At 77.1% G+C, this 23,434-nt stretch carries 12 protein-coding genes and 1 pseudogene; 6 read left to right on the top strand and 7 right to left on the bottom strand.

From position 1 onward, the window contains the following. Window positions 1-48: 48 nt before the first annotated feature. Entirely contained in the window at window positions 49-819 is a 771-nt protein-coding gene (locus MF672_RS24995) for a MerR family transcriptional regulator (protein ID WP_242382320.1), read from the bottom strand. Between the two features lie 13 nt (window positions 820-832). Then, the gene (locus MF672_RS24990) at window positions 833-1,615 is read right to left on the bottom strand and encodes an alpha/beta fold hydrolase (protein ID WP_242382319.1); all 783 of its coding nucleotides are present in this window, start codon (window positions 1,613-1,615) and stop codon (window positions 833-835) included. Window positions 1,616-2,070: 455 nt separating this feature from the next. On the opposite strand from MF672_RS24990, the gene MF672_RS24985 reads away from it, so the two are divergent. Continuing rightward, window positions 2,071-2,922, top strand: coding sequence for a hypothetical protein (locus MF672_RS24985; protein ID WP_247815423.1), 852 nt, complete (start codon window positions 2,071-2,073; stop codon window positions 2,920-2,922). Window positions 2,923-3,142: 220 nt separating this feature from the next. Further along, window positions 3,143-3,883 carry an MBL fold metallo-hydrolase gene (locus MF672_RS24980; RefSeq protein ID WP_247815422.1) on the top strand — a complete coding sequence of 247 codons (741 nt, stop codon included), beginning with the start codon at window positions 3,143-3,145 and terminating at the stop codon, window positions 3,881-3,883. Window positions 3,884-4,260: 377 nt separating this feature from the next. Here the strand turns inward: MF672_RS24980 and MF672_RS24975 are convergent. Further along, window positions 4,261-5,058 (bottom strand): annotated as a pseudogene (locus MF672_RS24975) (helix-turn-helix domain-containing protein); the annotation flags it as partial. Between the two features lie 136 nt (window positions 5,059-5,194). On the opposite strand from MF672_RS24975, the gene MF672_RS24970 reads away from it, so the two are divergent. From MF672_RS24970 to MF672_RS24955, 4 genes are all read left to right on the top strand, one after another. Continuing rightward, window positions 5,195-5,638, top strand: a complete 444-nt coding sequence (locus MF672_RS24970; protein ID WP_242382956.1) for a nuclear transport factor 2 family protein — start codon at window positions 5,195-5,197, stop codon at window positions 5,636-5,638. Between the two features lie 71 nt (window positions 5,639-5,709). Further along, window positions 5,710-6,213, top strand: a complete 504-nt coding sequence (locus MF672_RS24965) for a hypothetical protein (RefSeq protein ID WP_242382957.1) — start codon at window positions 5,710-5,712, stop codon at window positions 6,211-6,213. Window positions 6,214-6,432: 219 nt separating this feature from the next. Further along, complete coding sequence (locus MF672_RS24960) at window positions 6,433-7,659, top strand: riboflavin synthase (protein WP_242382959.1); 1,227 nt, start codon at window positions 6,433-6,435, stop codon at window positions 7,657-7,659. 100 nt (window positions 7,660-7,759) lie between these two features. Continuing rightward, window positions 7,760-8,797 carry an LLM class F420-dependent oxidoreductase gene (locus MF672_RS24955; protein WP_242382960.1) on the top strand — a complete coding sequence of 346 codons (1,038 nt, stop codon included), beginning with the start codon at window positions 7,760-7,762 and terminating at the stop codon, window positions 8,795-8,797. Window positions 8,798-8,851: 54 nt separating this feature from the next. On the opposite strand, the gene MF672_RS24950 is transcribed toward MF672_RS24955, so the two are convergent. The 4 genes from MF672_RS24950 to MF672_RS24935 are packed head-to-tail and all read right to left on the bottom strand — an operon-like array spanning window position 8,852 to window position 23,424. After that, window positions 8,852-10,132 carry an MFS transporter gene (locus tag MF672_RS24950; RefSeq protein ID WP_242382962.1) on the bottom strand — a complete coding sequence of 427 codons (1,281 nt, stop codon included), beginning with the start codon at window positions 10,130-10,132 and terminating at the stop codon, window positions 8,852-8,854. Continuing rightward, a complete protein-coding gene (locus MF672_RS24945; RefSeq protein WP_242382964.1) occupies window positions 10,110-14,000 on the bottom strand; it encodes a non-ribosomal peptide synthetase in 3,891 nt (1,296 codons plus the stop codon). The genes MF672_RS24950 and MF672_RS24945 overlap by 23 nt, the downstream gene beginning before the upstream one ends. Continuing rightward, on the bottom strand, window positions 13,997-20,332 hold the full coding sequence (locus MF672_RS24940; RefSeq protein WP_247815421.1) for a non-ribosomal peptide synthetase: 6,336 nt from the start codon (window positions 20,330-20,332) through the stop codon (window positions 13,997-13,999). Before MF672_RS24940 ends, MF672_RS24945 begins: the two co-directional genes overlap by 4 nt. After that, window positions 20,329-23,424, bottom strand: a complete 3,096-nt coding sequence (locus MF672_RS24935; RefSeq protein ID WP_247815499.1) for a non-ribosomal peptide synthetase — start codon at window positions 23,422-23,424, stop codon at window positions 20,329-20,331. Before MF672_RS24935 ends, MF672_RS24940 begins: the two co-directional genes overlap by 4 nt. Between the last annotated feature and the right edge of the window lie 10 nt (window positions 23,425-23,434).

The following is a 23,434-nucleotide window of genomic DNA, read 5'->3' as shown; positions in this document are numbered from 1 at the left end:
GCGGACCGGCGGCGTCGTCCAGGTCGCCCGCCGGCCTACGCGGCCACGTCACGGGCCGGGCCGAGGGTCCGCGCGGCCCAGCTTCGTCCAGCCCGCCCAGCCCCGCTCCGCCAGCAGCTCGATCAGCCGGCGGGCCGCCGGCACGGTGTCGTAGGCCAGCGCGTCCATCAGCTCGACGAGCGGCGGGTCGAGGTCCACGTCGTCGACGTAGTCCTCGCCCCGCTCCTCGGCCATCCGGGTCAGGTGGGCGGCCAGCTCGTCCGCCAGCCCGGGCAGGCGCGGGTCGCCGGCGGTCAGGGCCAGGGCCGCGCTCAGGGTGCGGTAGAAGGCGACGGCGTCCTGGTCCCGTTTGCGGGCGACCCATTCGGGAACGCGCTCCGGCGCGTGCGCGGCCAGCAGGAGCCAGCCATCGCGCTCGGCCCGGACGATCCGCTCGTCCAGGCCGAGCGCCCGCAGCCGGTCCAGGTGCGCGGCCACCTCCGGCGGCAGGCCCAGGCCGTCGCCGGCGGCGAGCCGGGCGATGCGCTCGCGGTGGCGCTGCCGCTGCCGGATCTCCGCCCGCAGCCGCCGGTCGATGTCGGCGACCGCCGCGGCGAACTCGTCCTCGCCGGCCCGCAGCAGCTCCCGCACCCGCGCCAGCGGCACCCCGGCCTCGGCGAGGGTCCTGATCCTCAGCAGCTCGACCAGCGCGGCCGCGTCGTACCTGCGGTAGCCGGAGTGGTCCCGCTCCGGCTCCGGCAGCAGGCCCCTGGCGTGGTAGTGCCGCACCGTGCGCACCGTCACCCCCGCGTACGCCGCCAGCTCGCCGATCGTCAGCACCCCGGCCGGCCCTTCAGCCCGCTGCCCGGACGATGCGGGCGATCTCCGGGGCGTGGGTGAGCACCAGGTCGTGCCCGGCGTCCAGCCAGGACACGGTGACGCGCGGGCACGCGCGGACCAGCCGCTCGACGCCGGCCCGCCAGTTCCGGTTGAACCGCGGGGCGGGCTCCTCGCCGCTGTCGCCCGCCATCGACGTCGACATGACCAGGTGGACGGGCACCCCGATCCTTTCGTACCGGCCGAGAATGCCGGCCCGGACCGCGTCGATCTCGGCGTTCACGGCGAGGATCTCCTCCGCCGTCAGCGACACCCGGCGTGCCCTGTCGGGCTCGGCCCGCTGCCGCGCCGCCAGGTCCGCCCACATCGCGCGCAGGATCGGCAGGTCGGCCTCGGTGAGGAACGGCTCGGGGACCGGGTTCGCCCCGTCCACGAGGACGAGCCCCCGCACGGCCCCGGGATGCCCGGCGGCGAAGTGCACGGCCAGGTCCGCGCCCATCGAGTAGCCGGCCAGCAGCGGCGCCCCGGTCACGCCGAACCGGCCCAGCTCCGCCATCACCGCGCCCAGGTCGCCGAGGAACGCCGCGAAGGAGTACCGGGAGGCGGCCGAGGCGAGGCCGTGGCCCCGCAGGTCGAACGTCACCACGTCGTGGTGGCGGCGCAGCAGCCGGGTCAGCTCGCGCAGCCCCGCCCGGGTCGCGTTCAGCCCAGGGCACAGCACCAGCGGACGTCCCCGGCCGCCGCGCGACACCGGGATCGTGACGCCGTCGTGATGGAGCGTGAAATGCTGTGTCGCCATGTCTTCGTCGATTGTCGCGCTCATGCCGCCATGCTCCGGCATTGACCCAGCGTCAGGGTCAAGCCGATGAGACGGGATGGAGCGCCGACGGCACGGAGGGCAGGACCGCCCGGCGGGCCCTCCGCCACTGCCGGGCCGTCCTCCGCGCCGCGGGCGCCGGCCTGGACCACGCCGTCATGGTGCACTGCCCGCTCCTGCACCCCCGAGGACGCCGACGGCGTCAACGACGTCCTCCACGAGTTCTGCCCGGACGTGCGCCCGTCCCGGTGCGTGAGCAGGCTCGGCGTGGTCGCCGTCACACGGTGACCGGCGGGCAGGAGGCGGCCGACCGGGGGCTCCGGCGGTGGCGCCGCGGCGGCGGCGGGGGCAGGATGGGGCCGAGGGGGCAGCGCGGCCGTCCTGCGACCGCGTGCTGCCGGACGTACTTCGGGCCCCGCACCGGGGGGAGGCGCACGGTGAGCCAGGAGCAGCAGCAGCCAAGAGCACGGGCACGGCGCGAGCAGGCCGCGCAGCGCCGCGACCGCAAGGCCCGCGAGCGCGACCAGCTCGCCTCGACCCGCGACCGCGTCGCCGGGCTGCGGGACCAGGCGGCCGAGGGACGCGACGAGGCCGCCACCGAACGGGACCGCCTGGCCGTCGAACGGCACCACTCCGCCGAGCAGGAGCAGACCGACTCCAGCGAGCTGGACCGGCGGCTGCACGACCTGCTGTGGGCGGCGGAGCTGCGCGACACCGCCGCCGGGCAGCGCGACGAGCAGGCCGGCCGGCGCCAGGCCGCGCTGCGCGGCCACGGGCCCGACATCGAGCGGGAGCTGCGGCTGCTGGCCGAGGAACGGTGGTTGTCCGCGGCGGACCGCGAGCAGAGCCGGCGCGAGCGGGAGGCGCTGCGCGCGCTGCTGGACGACCTCCGCGAACGCCGCCTCGACGTGGACCGCGACCGCGCCCGCGACCAGCAGCGGGCCGACGACGACCGGCAGGCGAGCGCCGCCGACCGGCGGGACGCCGTACGCGACCGGCAGGCGGGCGGACGGGACCGCCGGGCGGCGGCGCTGGACCGGCTGGGGGCGTCCGGCGACCGGCGGGCGAGCGACCTGGAACGCCTGCGGCCGGCGCCGTCGCGCGACATCGAGCCGCGCGACGCCGGGCCGCGCGACATCGAGCCGCGCGACGCCGGGCCGCGCGACATCGAGCCGCGCGACGCCGGGCCGCGCGACATCGAGCCGCGCGACGCCGGGCCGCGCGACGCCGGGCCGCGCGACGCCGGGCCGCGCGACGCCGGGCCGCGCGACGCCGGGCCGCGCGACTGACGGCCCCGCGTCGCCTCGCCTTCGCGGCGCAGGACGGCGACTTCGCCTCGAAGCCCCGCCGGAACCAGTGCTCGTTGTCGGCGGGCTCGGCGCAGGGCCCGTACTCCCCGGCGGCCGGCGGCACGAGCAGGGGCCTCAGGCACGGGACCCTGCCCGATCGTCCTAACCCGCCTTCTCCGGAATGGCCCTAGGATCGCGCTGACGTGAGGAGGTCCACGACGTGCGACTCAGCGTGCTGGGCGGCTGCGGGGCCTGGCCAGGGGCCGGGCAGGCGTGCAGCGGCTACCTGGTCGAGCACGACGGCTTCACCGTGCTCATCGACCCCGGTTACGCCACGCTGCCGCGCCTGCTGGAGCGGACCACCGCCGAGGCGGTCGGCGCGGTGCTGGTCAGCCACGGGCACCCCGACCACTGCGCGGACCTCAACCCCCTGCTGCGGGCCCGCGCGCTGGGCGGGCTGGGCCCGCCGGCGCTGCCGGTGTACGCACCCGCCGGGGCGCTGGAGGCGGTGCTCCGCCTGGACGGCGGGCGGATGCTGGCCGGCAGCTTCGTCCCGCACGACCTGGAGCCGCCCGGAGCCGTGGAGGTCGGGCCATTCCTGGTGGACAGCTGGGCGCTGCCGCACCACGTGCCGAACGCCGGGCTGCGGCTGAGCGCCGGCGGCCGGGCCCTCGCCTACACCGGCGACACCGGCCCGGACGCCGCGCTGGTGGACCTGGCCAGGGACGCCGACCTGCTGCTGGCCGAGGCGACGTACCCGGAGGAGGTGCCCGCGGAGGACGCGCCCTACCTGTCCAGCGCCCGCGCGGCCGGCCGCACGGCGGCGGCCGCGGGCGCCGGCCGCCTGCTGCTCACCCACCTGTGGCCGGGCACCCCGGCCGAGCCGTCGCTCGCCGCGGCCGCCGCCGCGTACGCGGGCGACCTGGCCGTCGCGACCGCCGGCACCGTCGTCGACCTCTGAGCCGACCCCGTCGTCCAGGGCCGGCCTCTGGGTCCGCCGCTGACAGCATCCGGCCTCAGCCCGCCGGGGCCGCCGGTCCGTCCCGGCCGGGCGGGGTCGCGTGCGCGCGGGCGTACGCGCACAGGGCCGTCGGGCGGCGTGGCCAGGGCGCCGGGGGCGGCGGGGCCGGCGGCGGCCAGGGCCTCCGCCCGCGGGAACGCCGTGGTGAGCCCCACGGGAGCGAGGCCGGGCACGGGCGTGCCGAAGCGGGCGGCGAGCTCGCGCAGCGCGGCCCGGGCCCGTGCCGGGTCCGGCAGCGCGGCCCGCACGAGGTCGTGCACGCCGCTCTCGAACGCGTCCCAGAAGCCGTACGGGCCGCCGGGCTCGTCGAGGGCGAAGATCCGCCGCGCCCGTCCGACATGGTGGATCAGGCCGTCGAGCCGGGGCAGGTGGGCGACGAGCAGCAGCTCGGCCGGCGAACGCGCGCTGATCTCGATCATCCCCGGGTCGTCGTCGACCAGGATGACCCGCCGGTAGGCGCCGCCGGTGACCGCCTCGACGCCGGGCGTCGCGCGCCCGGCCAGGTGGCGCAGGGCGGCGGCGAGGTCGAGCGGCGCGTCGTGGGCGAGCCGGACGGGCAGCCCGCCGTCCGCCAGCAGCCGGTCCGCGACCCGCCGCCGGGCCCGCAGCTCGCGCGGGGTGGCGCGGAAGACCTCGGCGAGCACCCGGTTGAGCTGCCGGACGCTGCCGAACCCCGCAGCGAAGGCGATCTCGGCCACCCGCAGGTCGGTGTCGTCGAGCAGCCGCCGGGCGAAGTGCGCGCGCCGCGAGCGGGCCAGCCGGTCGGCCGTCACCCCGGCGTGCTGGAGGAACAGGCGCCGCAGGTGCCGGGGTGAGACGCCGAGCCGATCGGCGAGGTCGTTCTCCGTCGCGCCGTCCAGCGCTCCCCCGGCGATGAGCCGGACGGCCCGGCACACCAGCTCGGGCATCCCGGCCGCGGCCGGCCCGGGCCGGCCGGCCTCGGGCGGCGGCGTGAGGTCCCGCCGGTACGGGCGGCAGCGGTGGCAGGCGCGGAAGCCGGCCGCCTCGGCCGCGGCCGCGAACGGGTAGCGGGCGACGTTCGCCGGGAGGGGGCGGCCGGGGCAGTCGTCGCGGCAGTAGATGCCGGTGGTCAGGACGGCGCCGACGGCGTTCACGCCCCCAGGATGGCACCGCCCGGCCCCGCGGCGCCGCCCGGATCGGGGCCGGCCGCCGAACCTGGCCGGATCTGACCAGATTCCTGCCCCGGCGGCGCAGCAGAATCGGGGCGGGAATCCACGAGGAGGTCAGCGCATGGGCGCGGTGCCGAGCAAGCAAGTGATCATGGACGCGTGGCGGGTCTTCGCCACCCGGGACCCCGGCCGGGTGGGCGCCCTCTTCACGCCCGACGCGGAATGGCTCGCCCCGCCCGGCAACGCCACCGCCCTCGCCCTCGACGGCACCCATCACCTCATCGGCCGGGACCGGATCGTGCGGTTCCTGACCGAGGAGTTCCCCGCGGTCTTCGTCGACGACGTGTCCGTCACGTTCACCGGCGTCCACGCCGACGGCGACACGGTCGTGGCCGAGGCGCGGCTGCGGGCCACGCTGGCGCACGGCGGCCACTACGACAACGAGTACTGCTTCGTCTTCGAGCTGGAGTCGGGGCTGGTCAGGCGGGTCCGCGAGTACATGGACACGCAGCGCGGCGCGGCCTGGTTCCGCGCCCCCGCCACGGCGGAGCCGGCGGGCGGCTGATCGGCCCGTTCCGCCCCCGCGCCGTCGCCGGTACGTTGGGAGGCGGAACTCCCGCCTCCGGAGGTCGGCCGATGCGGTCGCGGTATCTCAGCGTGGTGGCGGCCGCGCTCCTGCTCGCCTCGGCCGCCTGCACGAGCGAGGCCGCCCCCGCCCTTCGCTCGCCGGGCCCCGCGGCGACCGGCGCCGCCGCCGCGGCGCCGTGCACGCCGGCCCGGGTGGTCGACGCGGAACCGCCCGTGTGGGCGAACGCCGGCTTCACCCCCGGCACGAAGGTCCGCTACGCCGCCAGCGAGAGCGGCGACATGCTCGCCGTGCTCTTCGGCTACCCGCTGTACAGCCCGCCGCTGCCGGACCGGGCCAACAAGGTGCTGTGGCGTTCGCGGGCGCCGCTGGTCCCGTCCGACCCCCTGCTCATCGAGGCGCGGCTCGGCGGCACCGGCCCGCCGACGCGGATCAAGGTCCTGGGCGGCCCGGGGCCCTCCTACGTCGATGTGCCGAGCCCCGGCTGCTGGCGGCTGAAGCTGACGTGGAGCTCCCGCACCGACTCGATCGACCTGGAGTACGCCGGGCGGTGATCCCGCTGTTCCCAACCGGCCGGACGCCGGTTACGGTGGAGGCGGTGCGATTCCAGGTGCGGGGGTGACAGCCCCCCGGTTCCTCCGCGCGGGAGGAACGATCCGGCGCGACTCCGGAGCCACGCGGTGACACCCCGCCCTCTCGGACCCCCGTCGAAGGTCCCTGACGCCATCCGGCCGCGACGGACGCGGCCGACGCCGGCACGAAGGGAATCGGGCATGTTCACCGGAAGGATCCACGAGGTCGGCGTGATCGAGTACGCCGGCCCGGGCGGCATCGGCGTCCGCGCGGCCAAGTGCGCGGGACGGCTGACGCCCGGCGGCTCGCTCAACGTCGCGGGCGTCCGGCTGACCGCCGAGCGCGTGGAGCACGACCTCGTCGGCATGTCGATCAGCGCCGAGACCCGGCGCAGGACGACGTTCGACCAGCTCCCGGAGCCGGGGCGGCGGGTCAACCTGGAGACCCCGCTCGCCGTCGGCGACCCCCTTGACGGCCATCTGGTGCAGGGCCACGTCGACGGCGTCGGCAAGGTCGTCCGCGTCGACGACGACCCCGGCCGGGGGCGGCGGGTGTGGATCCGCCCGCCGGAACGGTTCCTGGCCAGGATCGCGGCCAAGGGCTCGGTCGCCGTCGACGGCGTGAGCCTGACCGTCGCCGAGATCGTCAAGGACCGGTTCTCGGTGGCGCTGATCCCGTCCACGCTGGCCGGCACGACGCTGGCCGGGCTGTCCGCGGGCGAGCGCGTCAACATCGAGTCCGACGTGGTGGGCCGTCTCGCGGCGGCCGGCCCGGCCACCGCCGGCGCGCACGTCGCCCGCGCGGTCGCGGCACTGGGCTGGGCCGGGCACCTCGCGGGCCGGGCCGGGGTGGAGAAGGCGGTGTCGCAGCTCGCCGCCGGCGGCGCCGTCATGGTGTGGGACCCCGAGCGCGAGGCCGAGGGCGATGTCATCCTCGCCGGCGCGCACCTGCGCCCGGCCGCCTTCACCTTCCTGCTGACCGAGGTGTACGGCTACCCGTGCGTGCCGTGCGCGCCCGAGATCCTGGACCGGCTGGAGATCCCGGCGCTGAGCGGCGAGGGCGACCGCCAGGGCACCGCCTTCTACACGCCGGTCGACCTGGCCGCCGCCACCGGCACCGGGGTCAGCGCCGCCGAGCGCGCCGCGACCGTGCGGCGGCTCGCCCACCCGGAGGCGAGGCCCGCCGACTTCACCTCCCCCGGCCACGTCGTCCCGATCGCCGCCCGCCCCGGCCTGCTGCGGGAACGGGCCGGGCACACCGAGGCGACGGTCGCCCTGTGCCTGGCCGCCGGGCTGCCGCCGGTCGGCGTGTGCTGCGAGGTGATGCGGCGCGACGGGGTCATGGCGGGCGCGGCCGACCTGGAGACGTCCGCGCTGCGCTGGGGGCTGCCGCTGGTCGACATCGACGCCCTCCGCGCCTGGTTGTAGCGCCCGCGCGGGCGGGACCGGGGCGCGGGCCGATCCCGCCCCTGGTCTCGGCGCGGCTTGTGCGGGACAGTAGAGCAAGATCGGCGATGAGGAGGCGGCAGTGCGGCTCGGATTCAGCATCGGCACCCTCGGCCCCGTGGCGGCCGGCCCCGACGCCCAGCTCATGCTGGCGCGCGAGGCGGAACGGCTCGGCTACGACTCGGTGTGGGCCTCGGAGGGCTACGGCGCCGATCCGGCGACCACGCTGGCCTGGCTGGCGGCCGGCACCGAGCGGATCGGCCTCGGCAGCGGCGTCATCCAGGTGACGGGCCGCACCGCGATCTCGGCGGCGATGGCCGCGGCCACGATCGACCGGGTGTCGGGCGGCCGGTTCCTGCTCGGGCTCGGCGTGTCCGGGCCGCAGGTGGCCGAGGGCTGGCACGGCCGGCGCTACGAACGCCCGCTCGCCCACCTGCGCGACTACGTGGCGGTCGTGCGGACGGCGCTGGCGGGCCGGCCGGTCGAGCACGCCGGGCCGGAGCTCGTGCTGCCGCTGCCGGACAGCCGCGGCAAGGCGCTCAGCATGACGATCTCGCCGGTGCGGGAGCCGCTGCCGGTGCACCTGGCGGCCATGGGGCCGAAGGCGGTGGCGCTGGCGGGGGAGATCGCCGACGGCTGGCTGCCGATCCACTTCCCGCCCGAGCACCTCGCCGAGTCGATGGAGCACCTGCGGGCCGGGGCCGCCCGCGCCGGGCGGGACGCGGACCGGGTGGAGGTCTCGCCGATGGTCATGGCCATGGTGGACGACGACGCCGACTACGCCCGCGACCTCGTACGGCCGATGCTGGCGCTCTACCTGGGCGGCATGGGCACCAGGGAGGTCAACTTCTACAACCGGCTCGCGCACCGGCTCGGCTTCGGCCCGGCGGCGGCCCGGGTGCGGGACGCCTACCTCGACGGCGACCTCGGCGAGGCGATGGAGGAGGTGCCGGACGACGTGGTGGACGCCCTCGCGCTGTGCGGCACGCCCGCCCGGGTGCGCGAGCGGCTGGAGGCGTACCGGAAGGCGGGCGCGACCAGGCTGATCGTCGGCCTGAACGCGCCCACCGCGGAGGACCGCGCCGACCAGCTCGGCTGGCTGGCCGAGCTGAACGCCTGACGCCGCCCCGCCGCCCGAGCCCGGCGGCGGGCTCAGGCGGGCTCAGGCGGGGGCTCAGGCGGGGGTGTCCGCGCCGGCCGGGGCCCGCGGGATCTCGCGCATGCGGGGGATCGGCGACAGCGCCAGCACGATCATCGGCACGATCGCGCCGATCAGCGCCGCCGCCAGCACCACCGGCCGCATCCCGACGGCCTCGCCGAGCAGCCCCGCCAGCAGGGCGCCGAGCGGCGCGGGCACCAGCCCCATCGCCCAAATGGTGGCGATGACCCGGCCGACCAGCTCGCGCGGCGTCGCCGACTGCAGCACGGTGATGTTGTTGACCACGAACACCTGCGTACACAGCCCGACGAGCAGCTGCGAGAACGCCAGCACGCCGATCGCCAGCCACAGCGGCCCGCCGGCCAGCGGCACCAGGATGAGCGCGCTGTTGCCGATCACCGTGGACCAGAACATGGTGGGCCCCGGCCCGACGCCCTTCATCAGCCGCACCGACAGCCACGCCCCGGCCACCGCGCCGACCCCGCCGACCGCGAGCACGCCCCCGACCCAGCCGGCCGGCACGCCGGGCCCCTCGATCAGGTACGGGATCAGCAGGGTCTGCAGGATGCCGATGTCGAAGAAGGAGTACACGGCGCTCGCGACGGCCAGCGGGCGGACGACCGGGTGGCCCATCACCCAGCCGAACCCCGCCCGGATCGCCGCGATCATGGTGCCGCCCGCGTCGGCCGGCGGCGGGTCCTCACGCTTGCGGATGGAGACCAGGAACAGCGCCGACAGGGCGTAGCTGACCGCGTCCACGATGATGACCAGCGGCGCCGAGCGGGTGGCGATGAGGAACCCGGCGAGGCTCGGCCCGACCGCCTTGGACATCGAGTCGCTGAGCTGGAGCTTGCTGTTGCCGTCGCCGAGGTGCTCGGCCGGCACCAGCACCGGCAGGTACGACCGGTAGGCGATCTCGAACAGCACCCCGAAGACGCCCATGACGAACACCACGACGTACAGCCACCACAACGTCAGCAGGTCCATGACGAACAGCAGCGGCACGGTGGCCAGCATGAACGCCCGGATCACGTCGCTCCAGACCAGCACGGGCCGGCGGCGCATCCGGTCCACCCAGACGCCCACGACGAAGAACAGCACCATGGGCAGCCTGGACAGCGCGCCGAGCACGCCCATCTCGGCGACCGAGGCGTGCAGCCACAGGTAGGCGACGACCGGCATGGCGAGCACGGTCACCTGCGAGCCGACCAGCGACAGGCTCTCGCCGCTCCACAGCTTGAGGAAGTCGGGGTTGCGCCAGAGGGTGGGCGGCTCAGTCGCGGGGGGTGAGGCCATGGTCGATGCTGCTCCTCAGCTCGGCGGCCGCCTGGGCGACCCGGGGCTCGTACATGACGGTGAAGCGCTCGCCGTGGATGGGCGAGATGCGCAGGCGGCCGGTGACGACGTCCCGCCAGCCCATGTCGTCGGGCGGGACGCCCGGCGCGGCCGGGGAGAACAGCAGCACGTCCCCGTCGTAGGGGGCGTGCCGGTAGTGGCCGACGGCGTGCGCGTTCGCGCGGAAGACCGCGACGAAGCGGCGGGCCTGGCGCAGGTCGGCGGTGTCGGGCTGCAGGGTGCCGGCGCGGGAGGCGGCGTCGATGACGGCCAGCAGCCGCTCGTCGGGGCTCATCCGGTGCAGGTCGTCGAGGTCGACCTCGACGTTGCCGCCGGCCAGGGCGTGGGTGAGCAGGACGGCGTCGTCCTCCAGCGAGGCGCGCAGCACCGGCTCGGCCGCGTCGGAGTAGAACAGCACGACGAGCGGCACCCGCTCGCCCAGCTCGCGCAGCCGGCGGGCGGTCTCCAGGGCGATGTTGCCGCCGATGCAGTAGCCGCCCAGCACGTACGGGCCGTGCGGGCGGACCTTGAGCAGGTGGGCGGTGTAGTCGTCCACCATCTCGGCGAGGGTGGCGTGCGGCCGCTCGCCGGGGGCGAGGCCGGCCGCCTGCACGGCGTAGACCGGCTGGTCGGCCCCGAGGTGCCGGGTCAGCGGCAGGTAGCGGAACACCTGGCCGCCGAGCGCGTGGAACAGGAACAGGGGGGCGCGCTCGCCGCCGGGCCGCAGCGGCACGATCCGCTGCGGGAGGCCGTCGTTGTCCTGGGGGCGGCGCAGCTCGGCGGCGAGCAGCGCGACGGTCGGCGCGGTGAGCACGGCCGACAGCGGCACGTCGCGGCCCAGCTCCTTGCGCAGCCGCATGGTGAGCCGCAACGCCAGCAGGGAGTGCCCGCCGAGGGCGAAGAAGTCGTCGTGCACGCCGACGGACTCCACGCCGAGCGTCTCCTCCCACAGCGTGGCGAGCCTGGCCTCGAACGGGTCGCGCGGCGGCAGGTACGGCGCCCGCCCCGCGTCGCCGGGCTCGGGCAGCGCGGCCCGGTCGAGCTTGCCGTTGGCGGTGACGGGCAGCGCGTCCAGCCGGACCCAGGTGGCCGGCACCATGTGGTCGGGCAGCCGCCTGCGGAGCGCCGGGGCGAGGTCGGGCAGCCGGTCGCCCTCGGGCACGACGTAGCCGACGAGCCGTTCGCCGCGCAGCACGACGACGGCGGCCCGGACGGCGGGCTCGGCGGCGAGCAGCGCCTCGATCTCGCCCAGCTCGACCCGCTGGCCGCGGATCTTGACCTGGAAGTCGGTCCTGCCGAGGTACTGCACCTCGCCGCCGGGCAGCCAGCGGGCGACGTCGCCGGTGCGGTAGAGGCGGGCGCCGGGCGGGCCGTACGGGTCGGGCACGAACCGCTCGGCGGTGAGCGCGGGCCGGCCGGCGTACCCGCGGGCGAGCTGGACGCCGCCGAGGCACAGCTCGCCGGGGGTGCCGACGGGGACCCGTCGGCCGTCGGCGTCGAGGACCTCCAGGCGGGTGTTGGCGACGGGCCGGCCGATGGGGATCAGCGGCTCGCCCGGCTCGCAGGGGTGCCAGGTGACGTCCACGGCCGCCTCCGTCGGGCCGTACAGGTTGTGCAGCTCGGTGTGGGGGAGGCGGTCGTGGCAGCGGGCGGCCAGCTCGGCGCTCAGCGCCTCGCCCGAGCAGATGAGCCGGCGCAGCGCCGGCAGGCGGGGCTCGTCGAGGAACAGCTCCAGCATGGACGGCACGAAGTGCGCGGTGGTGACGCCGTGCGCCTCGGCGAGGCGGGCCAGCCGGGCGCCGTCGCGGTGCGCGCCCGGCTCGGCGACCACCAGCCCGGCGCCGACCGTGAGCGGCCAGAACAGCTCCCACACCGACACGTCGAACGACAGCGGCGTCTTGTGCAGCACCCGCTCGCCGGCCTCCAGCCCGAACGCCTCCTGCATCCAGCGCAGCCGGTTGACGATGGCGCGGTGGGAGACGCCGACGCCCTTGGGGCGGCCGGTGGAGCCCGAGGTGTAGATGACGTACGCGAGCGCGTCGGGGTGCACGCGCCGCGGCGCGCCCACGGCAGCAGGGAGGGGCCCGTCGACAGGCAGGGCGACGCCGCCCGGCAGCGCCGCCGCCAGCGCCGTGGTGGTGAGCACCGTGCGCGCCCCCGCGTCCTCGATCATGTACGCCAGCCGCTCCGGCGGCAGGCCGGGCTCCAGCGGCAGGTACGCCGCCCCGGCGCCGAGCACGCCGAGCAGGGCGGGCAGCAGGTCGGGCCCGCGGTCGAGGAACACCCCGGCCACGTCGCCGGGCCGGACGCCGGCGGCGGTGAGCCGGCCGGTCACCTCGGCGGCCCGCCGGGCCAGCTCGCCGTAGCCGATCCAGGTCCCGCCGTAGCAGACGGCGGGCGCGTCCGGGGTGCGCGCGGCCTGCTCGCCGATCAGCTCGTGCAGGGCGGCGTCCGGGTAGGGCCGGGCGGTGGCGTTCCAGCCGTCGATCGCGGCGGCGTCGCGGGCCAGGTACGGATCGGCGGGACGCGGGTCGGCGTCCGGGTCGGCGGCCTGGCCGAGCGCGGTCAGGTAGAGCTCGCCGATCCGCGCCACCTGCTCCGCGCCGAACTGGGCCCGGTCGTAGGTGAGGGTCAGGTCGAAGCCGCCGTGCTCGCGGGAGCGGCCGAACGCGGCGGCGAACGGCACGTCGGTCTGCTCGAAGAACTCCTGCCCGACGATCTCGACGCCGGGCAGCCCCTGGTAGACGTGGAAGTCGCGGAAGTCGAACAGCACGTCCAGCAGCGGCGAGCGGCCGGCGGCCCGCTGGATCTCGAACAGCGGGTAGCGCCGGTGCGGCAGCAGCGCCAGCTCCGCCTCGAACACCTCGCGCGCCAGCTCGCCCCACGTGGCGGCGGCGACGTCGAGGCGCAGCGGCACGGTGTTGAGGAACAGGCCGAGCACCTCCTCGCCGGCCTCGCTCTCCGGGCGGCTGTGCGTGACCAGGCCGGTCATCACCTCGCGCTCGCCGGTGACCAGGGCGAGCACGCGCAGGTGGGCGGCCAGCAGCAGGGTGCGCAGCGGCACCGCCACCCGCCGCGCCGCCGCGCCGAGCCGGTCCACGAGGCCCGCCGCCAGCGGCAGGCGCAGCACCTCGGCCCCCGGCTCGCCGTGCGGGCCCGGCAGCCGGGGCAGCCGGGTGCCGGGGGCGTCGGCCACGCGGGCCTGCCAGAAGCCGCGCGTCTCCGGCGCGGCCACGGCGGCGCGCTCGGCGGCCACCAGCTCGCGGAAGGCCGCGCCGGGCGGGACGACCGGCAGCGGGTCGCCGGTGAGGTGCCCGTGGTAGCGCCGCAGCAGCTCGGTGACCAGGGCGGCGACGCTCCACCCGTCGAGGATGGCGTGGTGGAAGCTCAGGCTGAACGCGAACAGCTCGCCGGGCAGCACGTGCACGTGCGCGCGGGCCAGCGGCGGCGACGCCCAGTCGAACGGCCGCCGCTTCTCCGCCTCCGACCACGCGGCCAGCCGTCGCCCGGCCGCCGGGTCGCCGGACAGGTCCGTCACCTCCAGCGGCAGCGTGGCCGTCCGGTGCACGAGCTGCAGCGGCTCCTTGAACCCGGTCAGGTCGATCGAGGTGCGCAGGACCGGGTGCCGGGCGGTCACCTCGGCCAGCGCCGCCGTGAACGCGCCGGCGTCGAACCGGCCGCGCAGGGTGATCGTGGTCAGGTCGTGGTAGGTGACCGCGTCCGGCTCGTACGCGCTGTGGTAGAGCATGCCCGCCTGCAGCGCGGCCAGAGGATAGGCGTCCTCCAGGCCGCGCGCGGCCCCCGCGGTCGTTCCCGTCGTGACGGTCATCGCGCCTCGCCTTCCAGCAGTCGTGCCAGGTCCTCGGGGTCGAGCAGGCCGAACGGCCGCTCCTGCGCCTCGGGCGCGGCCGCCGCCTCCGGCAGGAGCCGGCCGGCCAGCTCCCGGACGGTCTGGTGGCGGAAGAGCTGCTCCAGCCGCACCGCGTAGCCGGCCGCGCGCAGCCGGGCGACCACCTTGAGGCTGCGGATGGAGTCGCCGCCGACGGCGAAGAAGTTGTCGTGGGCCGAGACCCGCTCCAGCCCCAGCACCCCGCGCCAGGCGTCCGCGACGGCCCGCTCGGCCGCCCCTTCGGGCTCGGCGTGCGCCCGCGGCCCGGCGGCCCTGGGGTCGGGCAGGGCGTCGCGGTCCAGCTTGCCGCTGCGGTTGAGCGGCAGCTCGGCGAGCACGGTCCAGGTCGCGGGCACCAGGTGGGCGGGCAGCCGGTCGCGCAGCAGCCGCTCCCACTCCTGCGCCGCGCCCGGCCCGCCGGCGCCCTCCTCCGGGACGACGTAGCCGGCCAGGCGCAGGCCGGCGCCGTCGGCGAGGGCGCGGACGGCCGCCGCGCGCACCCCCGGCAGGGCCGCCAGGGCCGCCTCCACCTCGCCGGGCTCCACCCGCATGCCGCGGATCTTGACCTGGTGGTCGGACCGCCCCAGGTACTCGATCTCGCCGTCCGGCCGCCAGCGCGCCAGGTCGCCGGTGTCGTACAGCCGGCCGCCAACAGATCCATACGGGTCGGGGACGAACCGTTCGGCCGTCAGCGCGGGACGGGCGGCGTAGCCGCGGGCGAGCTGCACGCCGCCGATCCACAGGCCGCCGGGCACCCCGACGGGGACGCGGTGCATCCGCTCGTCGAGGATCTCCAGCCGGGTGCCGGGCACCGGCCGGCCGATCGGCACCGGGTCCTCGCCCGGCCGGCACGCGTGCCACGACACGTCCACGGCCGCCTCGGTCGGCCCGTACAGGTTGTGCAGGCCCGCGCCGGGCAGCGCGGCGGCGAAGCGGGCGGCGAGGCCCGCGCCCAGCGCCTCCCCCGAGCAGACCACGGTGCGGAGCGCGCCGAGCCGCCCGCCGAGCCCCGGCTCGGACAGGAAGGCGTCCAGCATGGACGGCACGAAGTGCACGGTGGTGATCGACTCCCGCTCCAGCACGGCGGCCAGGTAGGCGGGGTCGGCGTGCCCGCCGTGCCGCGCGACCACCAGCCCCGCGCCCGCCGTGAGCGGCCAGAACAGCTCCCACACCGACACGTCGAACGAGAACGGCGTCTTGTGCAGCACCCGGTCGTCGCCGGTCAGCCGGAAGGCGTCCTGCATCCAGGCCAGCCGGTTGACGATGGCCCGGTGGGAGACGCCGACGCCCTTGGGGCGGCCGGTCGAGCCCGAGGTGAAGATGACGTACGCCAGGTCGTCGGGGTGCGGCGGGCCGCCGGGCGGCGCGGCGTCCTCGGCGGCGATGTCCCCGGCGTCGCGGTCGAGCAGCACCGCCGGGACGGGAGGCAGCCGGTCGGCGAACCGCCCGGCGGAGACGGTCAGCCGCGCGCCGGCGTCGGCCGCCATGCCCGCCAGCCGGGCGGCCGGATGGTCGGGCTCCAGCGGCAGGTACGCCGCGCCGGCGGCGACCACCGCGTGCACGGCGACCACCAGGTCGGGCCCGCGCTCCAGGCACACCCCGACGACCTCGCCCGGCCCGGCCCCGAGCGCGCGCAGCCGCCTGGCCAGGCGGTTCACCCGGGCGGCGAACTCGGCGTAGGTGAGCCAGGGGCCCTCGCCGCGCAGGGCGGGCGCGTCCGGGGTGCGGGCGGCCCGCGCCGCGACGAGCCCGGCCAGGGTCGCGTCGGACGCGGGGGCGGCGGTGTCGTTGGCGCGGCGGATGACGTCCAGCTCGGCGGGGGTGAGCAGCGGCAGGTCGGCGACCGGCCGCTCCGGCTCGGCCAGGGCGGCGGCGAGGAGCGCGCGCAGGTGGCCGGCGAAGCGCTCCATGCGGTCGTGGTCGAACAGGTCCGTCGCGTAGTGCAGGACGCCCGTCAGCCCGTCGCCGGACTCCTCGATCACCAGGTGCAGGTCCGCCTGCGTCACGCCCGGGTCGACGTCGAGGGTGCGGAGGGCGACGCCCGCCGCGTCCGGCGGCGCCGGCGGCACGTTCTGGTAGGCGAGCATCACCTGGAACAGCGGGTTGCGGGTCAGGTCGCGCTCCTCGGCCAGCTCCTGCACCAGCACCTCGAACGGCAGCTCGGCGTGGTCGTGCGCGTCCAGCACCCGTTCGCGGGTGCGCGCCAGCAGCTCGGCGAAGGACGGCTCGCCGGACAGGTCGCCGCGCAGCACGAGCGTGTTGAGGAACAGCCCGGCCAGCTCCTCCACGTCCGGGTGGGCGCGGCCGGAGACCGGGGTGCCGACGGGGATGTCGGCGCGCCCGGTGTAGCGGGCCAGCACCGCCTGCAGGGCGGCCAGCAGCACCATGAACGGCGTGACCTGCCGCTCCAGCGCCAGCGCGTGCACCGCCGCCGTCGTCGCGGCGTCGATCGGGAACGTCAGCCGCCGCCCCGCCGTGGCCGCCCGCCCCTGGCGGCGCCGGTCGGCGGGCAGGTCGAGGGTGGCGGGCAGGCCGGCGAGCGCGTCCTTCCAGTACGCGAGGTCCGCCGCCCGCCCGCCGGCCCGCTCCCGGTGCCAGGCGGCGAAGTCCCGGTAGCGGGCGGCGAGCGCGGGCAGGGCGGGCGCGGCGCCGGTGACGCGGGCCCGGTACAGCTCCATCAGGTCGCGCAGCAGGATCGACAGGCTCCACCGGTCGGCGACGACGTGGTGCAGGGTGAGGTACAGCTCGTGCTCGGCGGGGCCGCGCCGGACCAGCGCGGCGCGGGCGAGCGGCCCGGCCGCCAGGTCGAAGCGGTGCCGCGCCTCCTCCCGTCCCACGTCCCGGCCGGTCCGCACGGCGAGCCGCGGCCGCTGGGCGCCCTCGCGCAGCACGGGCTCGCCGTCGTCGTCGGCCGCGACGACCAGGCGCAGGGCGTCGTGCCGGTCCACCAGGTCGTCGAACGCGGCGGCCAGCGCGGCCACGTCCAGCGGGCCGGTCAGCCGCTCGCCCCAGGCCACGTTGTACGCCGGGTCGCCGGGGTCGAGCTGGTCGAGGAACCACAGCCGGGCCTGCGCGTGCGAGGGCCGCACCGGCCCGGCGGGGGCGCGCGGGATCGGCCGCACCGCGTCGCGCCGGTCGGGGACGAGCGGGGCGAGGGCCGCGATGGTCGGCGTGGCGAAGCAGCGGCGCAGCGTCACCTCCGCGCCGTGCGCCTCCCTGAGCCGGACCACCAGCCGCATCGCCAGCAGCGAGTGGCCGCCGAGCGCGAAGAAGTCGTCCTCGACGCCGAAGTCGTCGCGGCCGAGCAGCTCGGCCCAGAGCGCGTGCAGGACGTGCTCGGCGGGCGTGCGCGGTGGCACCCGCTCGCCGGTGGCGGCCGTCGTCGGCGGCGGGGGGAGTGCGGCGCGGTCGAGCTTGCCGCTGGGGAGGGTGGGGAGGGTGGTGAGGGGGACGAAGGCGGCGGGGATCATGGTTTCGGGCAGGCGGGCGCGGAGGTGGGCGCGCAGGGTGGTCTCGTCGGTGGTGCTGATGGTGTAGGCGACGAGGCCGGGTCCGCCGGGGGTGTCGGGGCGGTGGGTGACGACGGCGTGGTGGACGTGGGGGTGTTCGGCGAGGACGGCGGCGATCTCGTCGGGTTCGATGCGGACGCCGCGGATCTTGACTTGGTGGTCGAGGCGGCCGAGGTATTCGAGGGTGCCGTCGGGGTGGCGGCGGGCGAGGTCGCCGGTGCGGTAGAGGCGGGCGCCGGGTGGTCCGAAGGGGTCGGGGACGAAGCGTTCGGCGGTGAGGGCGGGGCGGTGGTGGTAGCCGCGGGTGACGCCGGCGCCGCCGAGCAGGAGTTCGCCGGGCACGCCGACGGGGACGGGCCGCAGGTGCTGGTCCACCACGTACGCCGTCGTGTTCGCCACCGGTTCGCCGATCGAGCCGCCCCGCCCGTCGGTGACGCGCCGCCGGGTGGACCACACCGTGGTCTCGGTGGGGCCGTACAGGTCCCACAGCTCCCCGGTCACCGCGAGCAGGCGGGCGGCGAGCGGGCCGGGCAGCGCCTCGCCGGTGCTGATCACCCGGGGCACCCCGTGGGCCAGCGCCGGCAGCAGCCCCTCCAGGACGGACGGCGTGGCCTGCACGGTGTGCAGCCCTCCGCCCCTGACCAGGTCGTGGACCCGCTCGACCGCGCCGGCCGAGCCGAGGACGACCGTCCCGCCGCTGACCAGCGGCCCGAAGATCTCGATCATCGCGATGTCGAACGACACCGACGTCAGGAACAGGAACCGCGCCCCCGGCGCCAGGCCGGGCCGCTCGCGCACGTCCGCCAGCAGGCTGACCAGCCCCCGGTGCGGCACCACCACGCCCTTGGCCCGGCCGGTCGAGCCCGAGGTGTAGATCAGGTACGCGGCCTGGTCCGGGCGGAAGGCGGGCTCCGGCATCGGGGCTGCCGCGTCCGCCGGCTCGTCGAGCAGCAGCGGGCGCGCGGCGGCCGGCAGCCGGTCGCGCAGCGCGGCGACGGTGACCGCCAGGGCCGCGCCCGAGTCGGTGACGAGCCGCGCCAGCCGGTCCGGCGGGTAGCCGGGGTCCAGCGGCACGTAGCAGCCGCCCGCCTTGAGCACGGCCAGCAGCGCCACCACCACGTCGGGGGAGCGGGGCAGGCAGACCGCGACCCGGGTCTCCTGGCCGGCGCCGAGGGCGCGCAGCCGGGCGGCCAGCGCCGACGCCCGGGACTCCAGCTCGGCGTACGTCAGCGCCGTGCCGTCCTCGCCCTCCACGGCGGTCGCGTCCGGCGTGCGGGCGGCCTGCTCGGCGACCAGGTGGTGGACGCCGCGCTCCGGGCAGGCGAGCGCCGCGCCCTGCCCGGCGTCCAGGGTGCGGCGCAGCTCGGCGGCGTCCATGAGCGGCAGCTCCGACAGCCGCAGGCCCGGCGTGGCGACGGCGGCGGCCAGCAGCGTGCGCAGGTGCCCGGACAGGCGGGCGATCCGGTCGTCGTCGAACAGGTCGGTGGCGTGGTCGAGCACGCACAGCAGCGAGCCGTCCCCGCGCTCCTCGACGATGAGGTCCAGGTCGAACATGGCGGTGCCGGGCCGCACGTCCAGGCGCTCCAGCCGCAGGCCGGGCAGGCCGTGCGGCGGCTCGGGCGTGTTCTGGTAGGCGAGCATCACCTGGAACAGCGGGTTGCGCGACAGGTCCCGCCCGCTCGACAGCTCCTCCACCAGCGTCTCGAACGGCAGCTCGGCGTGGTCGTAGGCGGCCAGCACGCGCTCCCGCGTGCGCCGCAGCAGCTCGGTGAAGGACGGGTCGCCGGACAGGTCGCCGCGCAGCACCACCGTGTTGAGGAACAGGCCGACGGTCTGGTCCAGCGCCGGGTCCGGGCGCAGCGACATCGGCGTGCCGATCGGGATGTCGCCCTGCCCGGTGTAGCGGGCCAGCACCGTCTGGAGGGCGGCGAGCAGCACCATGAACGGCGTGGCGCGCTCGCCGGCGGCCAGCTCGCGCATCCGGGCGGCGAGCCCGGCGTCCAGCTCGAACAGCAGGCGGCGGCCCGCGTTCGAGCGCATCGGCGGGCGCGGCCGGTCGGCGGGCAGGTCGAGCACGTCGGGCAGGCCGTCGAGGGCGGCCCGCCAGTAGGCGAGGTCGCGCTCCCGCGAGCGGGCGGCCCGCTGCCGGGCCACGTGCTCGGCGTACGGCACCGGCCGCGCGGGCAGCGGCTCGCCGGCGTAGAGCCGGAACAGGTCGCGGAACAGGATCCCCACCGACCAGCGGTCGGCCAGGACGTGGTGCAGCGTCACGATCAGCCGGTGCTCCCCGGCGGCCACGCGCAGCAGGCGGGCCCTGGTCAGCGGGCCGGCGCTCAGGTCGAAGGCGAAGCGGGCCTCCTCGCGGGCGGCGGCGTCGGCCGCGGCGGCGGACATCGTCTCCACGCGCAGCGCGGGCCGCACCGGGCCGGGCACCTGACGCGGCTCGCCGTCCCGGGTCTCGATCACGTGCCCGAGGATCGGGTGCCGGTCCACCAGCGCGTCGAACGCCGTCGCCAGCGCGGCGGCGTCCAGGTCGCCGGTGATCCGGTACGCCCACGACAGGGTGTAGGCCGGGTTGCCCGGGTCGAGCTGGTCCACCACCCAGAGGCGGCGCTGCGCGGCCGACAGCTCCCCGGGCGCCGCCGCGGCGGGCGCGGGCCCGCTGCTCCGCGCGGCTCCGGCGCCCGCGAGGCGGGCCTCCAGCGCGGCGCGCCGCTCCGGGCTGAGCCCGGCCAGCCGCGCCCGTACCCCGTTGTCGCTCACCGCTCCTCCTCCAGCAGTTCCAGCAGGCCGGCCTCCGTCAGCCCCTCCTCCAGCACCGCCAGCGCCTGCTCCTCGACCGTCGTGGCGTCGAAGCAGCGCCGCAGCGGCAGCTCGACGCCGAACGCCTCGCCGATCCGGCCGATGAGGCGGACCACGAGCAGCGAGTGGCCGCCGAGCGCGAAGAAGTCGTCGCGCACGCCGACCCGCTCCCGGCCGAGCAGGTCGGCCCAGATGCCCGCGATGGTCTCCTCCATCGGGGTGCGCGGCGGCACGTGCCCGCCCGCCGAGGTCCCGGCCCGCGGCGGGGGGAGTGCGGCGCGGTCGAGCTTGCCGCTGGGGAGGGTGGGCAGGGTGGTGAGGGGGACGAAGGCGGCGGGGATCATGGTTTCGGGCAGGCGGGCGCGCAGGTGGGCGCGCAGGGTGGTCTCGTCGGTGGTGCCGATGGTGTAGGCGACGAGGCCGGGTCCGGCGGGGGTGTCGGGGCGGTGGGTGACGACGGCGTGGTGGACGTGGGGGTGTTCGGCGAGGACGGCGGCGATCTCGTCGGGTTCGATGCGGACGCCGCGGATCTTGACTTGGTGGTCGAGGCGGCCGAGGTATTCGAGGGTGCCGTCGGGGTGGCGGCGGGCGAGGTCGCCGGTGCGGTAGAGGCGGGCGCCGGGTGGTCCGAAGGGGTCGGGGACGAAGCGTTCGGCGGTGAGGGCGGGGCGGTGGTGGTAGCCGCGGGTGACGCCGGCGCCGCCGAGCAGGAGTTCGCCGGGCACGCCGACGGGGACGGGCCGCAGGTGCTGGTCCACCACGTACGCCGTCGTGTTCGCCACCGGCCGGCCGATCAGCATCGTGGCGGGGGAGTGCGGCACCCGGTACGCGGTGGACCAGATCGTCGTCTCCGTCGGCCCGTAGAAGTTCCACAGCTCGTCGGTGACCGTCAGCAGCCGGGCCGCCAGGTCGAGGGGCAGCGGCTCGCCGCCGAGGATCATCCGCGGCAGCCCGGCCGGCAGGTGCCCGGCCGCCAGGCCCGCCACCGACGGCGTGAGCTGCACCAGGTCCACGCCCTCGGCGGCGCGGCGCAGCTCCTTCGGCGTGCGGGCCGCGTCCTCCGGGGCGATCACCAGCGTCCCGCCGGACAACAGCGGCGTGAAGATCTCCAGCGCCGCGATGTCGAACGACAGCGACGTCATGAACAGCACGTCACCGCCGCCGAGCCGCCGGATCACGTCGGTGACCAGGTTGACCACGCCCCGGTGCGGCACCTGCACCCCCTTCGGGCGGCCCGTCGAGCCGGAGGTGTAGATGAGGTACGCCAGGTCGCCGGGCCGCCCGGAGAGCGGCGGCGGCTCCGGCGCGGGCCCGCCGCGCCGATCCGGGAGCCGGTCGAGCAGCAGCTCCGGGGGCCGCTCCGGCGGCAGCCGGTCGCGGAGCGCCGAGTCCGTCAGCAGCAGCGCCGCCTCCGAGTCGGCCAGCAGGTACGCCAGCCGCTCCGCCGGGTACGCCGCGTCCAGCGGCAGGTAGCAGCCGCCCGCCCGCAGCACCGCGAGCAGCGCGACCACCTGCGGAAGGCCGCGCGGCAGGCACAACGCCACGCACGACCCGGCCCGCACGCCCGCCGCCGCCAGTCGCCCGGCCAGCTCGCCGGTGCGGGCGTCCAGCTCGGCGTAGGTCAGCTCGGCGCCGTCCGGGGCGCGCACCGCGACCGCGCCGGGGGTGCGCGCCGCCTGCTCGGCGACCAGCTCGTGCAGGGTCCGCTCCGGGAAGGGCGCGGCCGTGTCGTTCCAGCCGGTCAGCAGCTCGTGCCGCTCCGCCGCCGTCATCAGCGGCAGCTCCGACAGCCGGGCCGCCGGGTCCGCGGCGGCGGCCTCCAGGACCAGCCGGTACGCCCCCGCCAGGCGGGCGACGCTGCCCTCGTCGAACAGGTCGGTGCTGTACTCGACGTACACGCCCGCACCGTCGCCCGTCCTGACGACGTCCACGTTCAGGTCGAGCTGGGCGGTGCCGTTCGGGAACTGCCCGCGCGACGACATCGGCAGCAGGTTGAAGCCCACCTGGTAGAGCGGCGTGCGGCTGGTGTCGCGCACCGGCTGCAACGCCTCCACCAGCCGGTCGAACGGCACGTCGGCGTGGTCCAGCGCGTCCAGGACGGTCTCCCGCACCCGGTCCAGCAGCTCGCCGAACGACGGGTCGCCGCCCAGGTCCGTCCGCAGCACCAGCGTGTTGACGAACATGCCGAGCACCGGCTCGAACTCGGGCAGGTCCCGGCCCGCCACCGGCGTGCCCACCACCACGTCCTCCTGGCCCGCCCACCGCGACAACAGCGCCTTCAGCCCGGCCAGCAGCACCATGAACAACGTCGCGCCGCGCCGCCGGCCCAGCGCCTCCAGCTCCGCCACCAGGGCGGCGGGCAGCGCCAGGTGGTGCTCGGCCCCCGCGTGCCCCCTGACGGCCGGGCGGGGCCGGTCCGCGGGCAGCCCCAGGTCGGTAGGCAGGCCCGCCAGCCGCTCCCGCCAGTGGCCGAGCTGGTCGGCGAGCACGCCGCCGGCCAGGTGCTCGCGCTGCCAGGCGGCGTAGTCGGCGTACTGGACCGGCAGCTCGGGCAGCCGGGCCGGGCGGCCCTCGGCCTCGGCCTCGTCCAGCTCGCGCAGCTCGGCCGCGAGGTTGGTGGCCGAGCGGGCGTCGAACACCGCGTGGTGCACCACGAACACCAGCCGCGGCCCGCCGACCGGCATCCGCACCAGGTGCGCCCGCCACAGCGGCGCCCGCTCCAGCGCGAACGGCCGCCGCGCCAGCTCCAGGGCCAGCGCGCGGAAGTCCGCCTCGGCCCGCTCCGGCGGCAGGTCCCGCAGGTCGGTCGAGGCCAGGGCGACCGGCAGCTCGACCTGGACGAGCTGGACGAGGCTCCCGTCCTCGACCGCCAGCGCGGTCCGCAACGACTCGTGCCGCCGCACCAGCTCGCCCAGCATCCGCTCGCACCGGCCGGGATCGACCCGCTCGGGCAGCTCCATCACCGCGTTGATGTGGTACGCCGGCGCGCCGGGGTCGAGCCGGGCGAGGAACCACAGCCGTTCCTGGGCGAACGAGGCGGGGAAGGCGTACATGCCGGTCACC

Source organism: Actinomadura luzonensis, from assembly GCF_022664455.2.
In the GTDB taxonomy this organism is placed as follows: Bacteria; Actinomycetota; Actinomycetes; order Streptosporangiales; family Streptosporangiaceae; genus Nonomuraea; species Nonomuraea luzonensis.
Note: the sequence above shows the minus strand (reverse complement) of the source record. Positions and strands in the feature narration are given on the sequence as shown.

Bases quoted from the DNA above. Each gene is read 5' to 3' on its own strand.
- MF672_RS24990 (WP_242382319.1), bottom strand. From the start codon at position 1,615: ATGGCGACACAGCATTTCACGCTCCATCACGACGGCGTCACGATCCCG.
- MF672_RS24970 (WP_242382956.1), top strand. From the start codon at position 5,195: ATGGGCGCGGTGCCGAGCAAGCAAGTGATCATGGACGCGTGGCGGGTC.
- MF672_RS24965 (WP_242382957.1), top strand. From the start codon at position 5,710: ATGCGGTCGCGGTATCTCAGCGTGGTGGCGGCCGCGCTCCTGCTCGCC.
- MF672_RS24950 (WP_242382962.1), bottom strand. From the start codon at position 10,132: ATGGCCTCACCCCCCGCGACTGAGCCGCCCACCCTCTGGCGCAACCCC.
- MF672_RS24935 (WP_247815499.1), bottom strand. From the start codon at position 23,424: ATGTACGCCTTCCCCGCCTCGTTCGCCCAGGAACGGCTGTGGTTCCTC.
- MF672_RS24960 (WP_242382959.1), top strand. From the start codon at position 6,433: ATGTTCACCGGAAGGATCCACGAGGTCGGCGTGATCGAGTACGCCGGC.
- MF672_RS24945 (WP_242382964.1), bottom strand. From the start codon at position 14,000: ATGACCGTCACGACGGGAACGACCGCGGGGGCCGCGCGCGGCCTGGAG.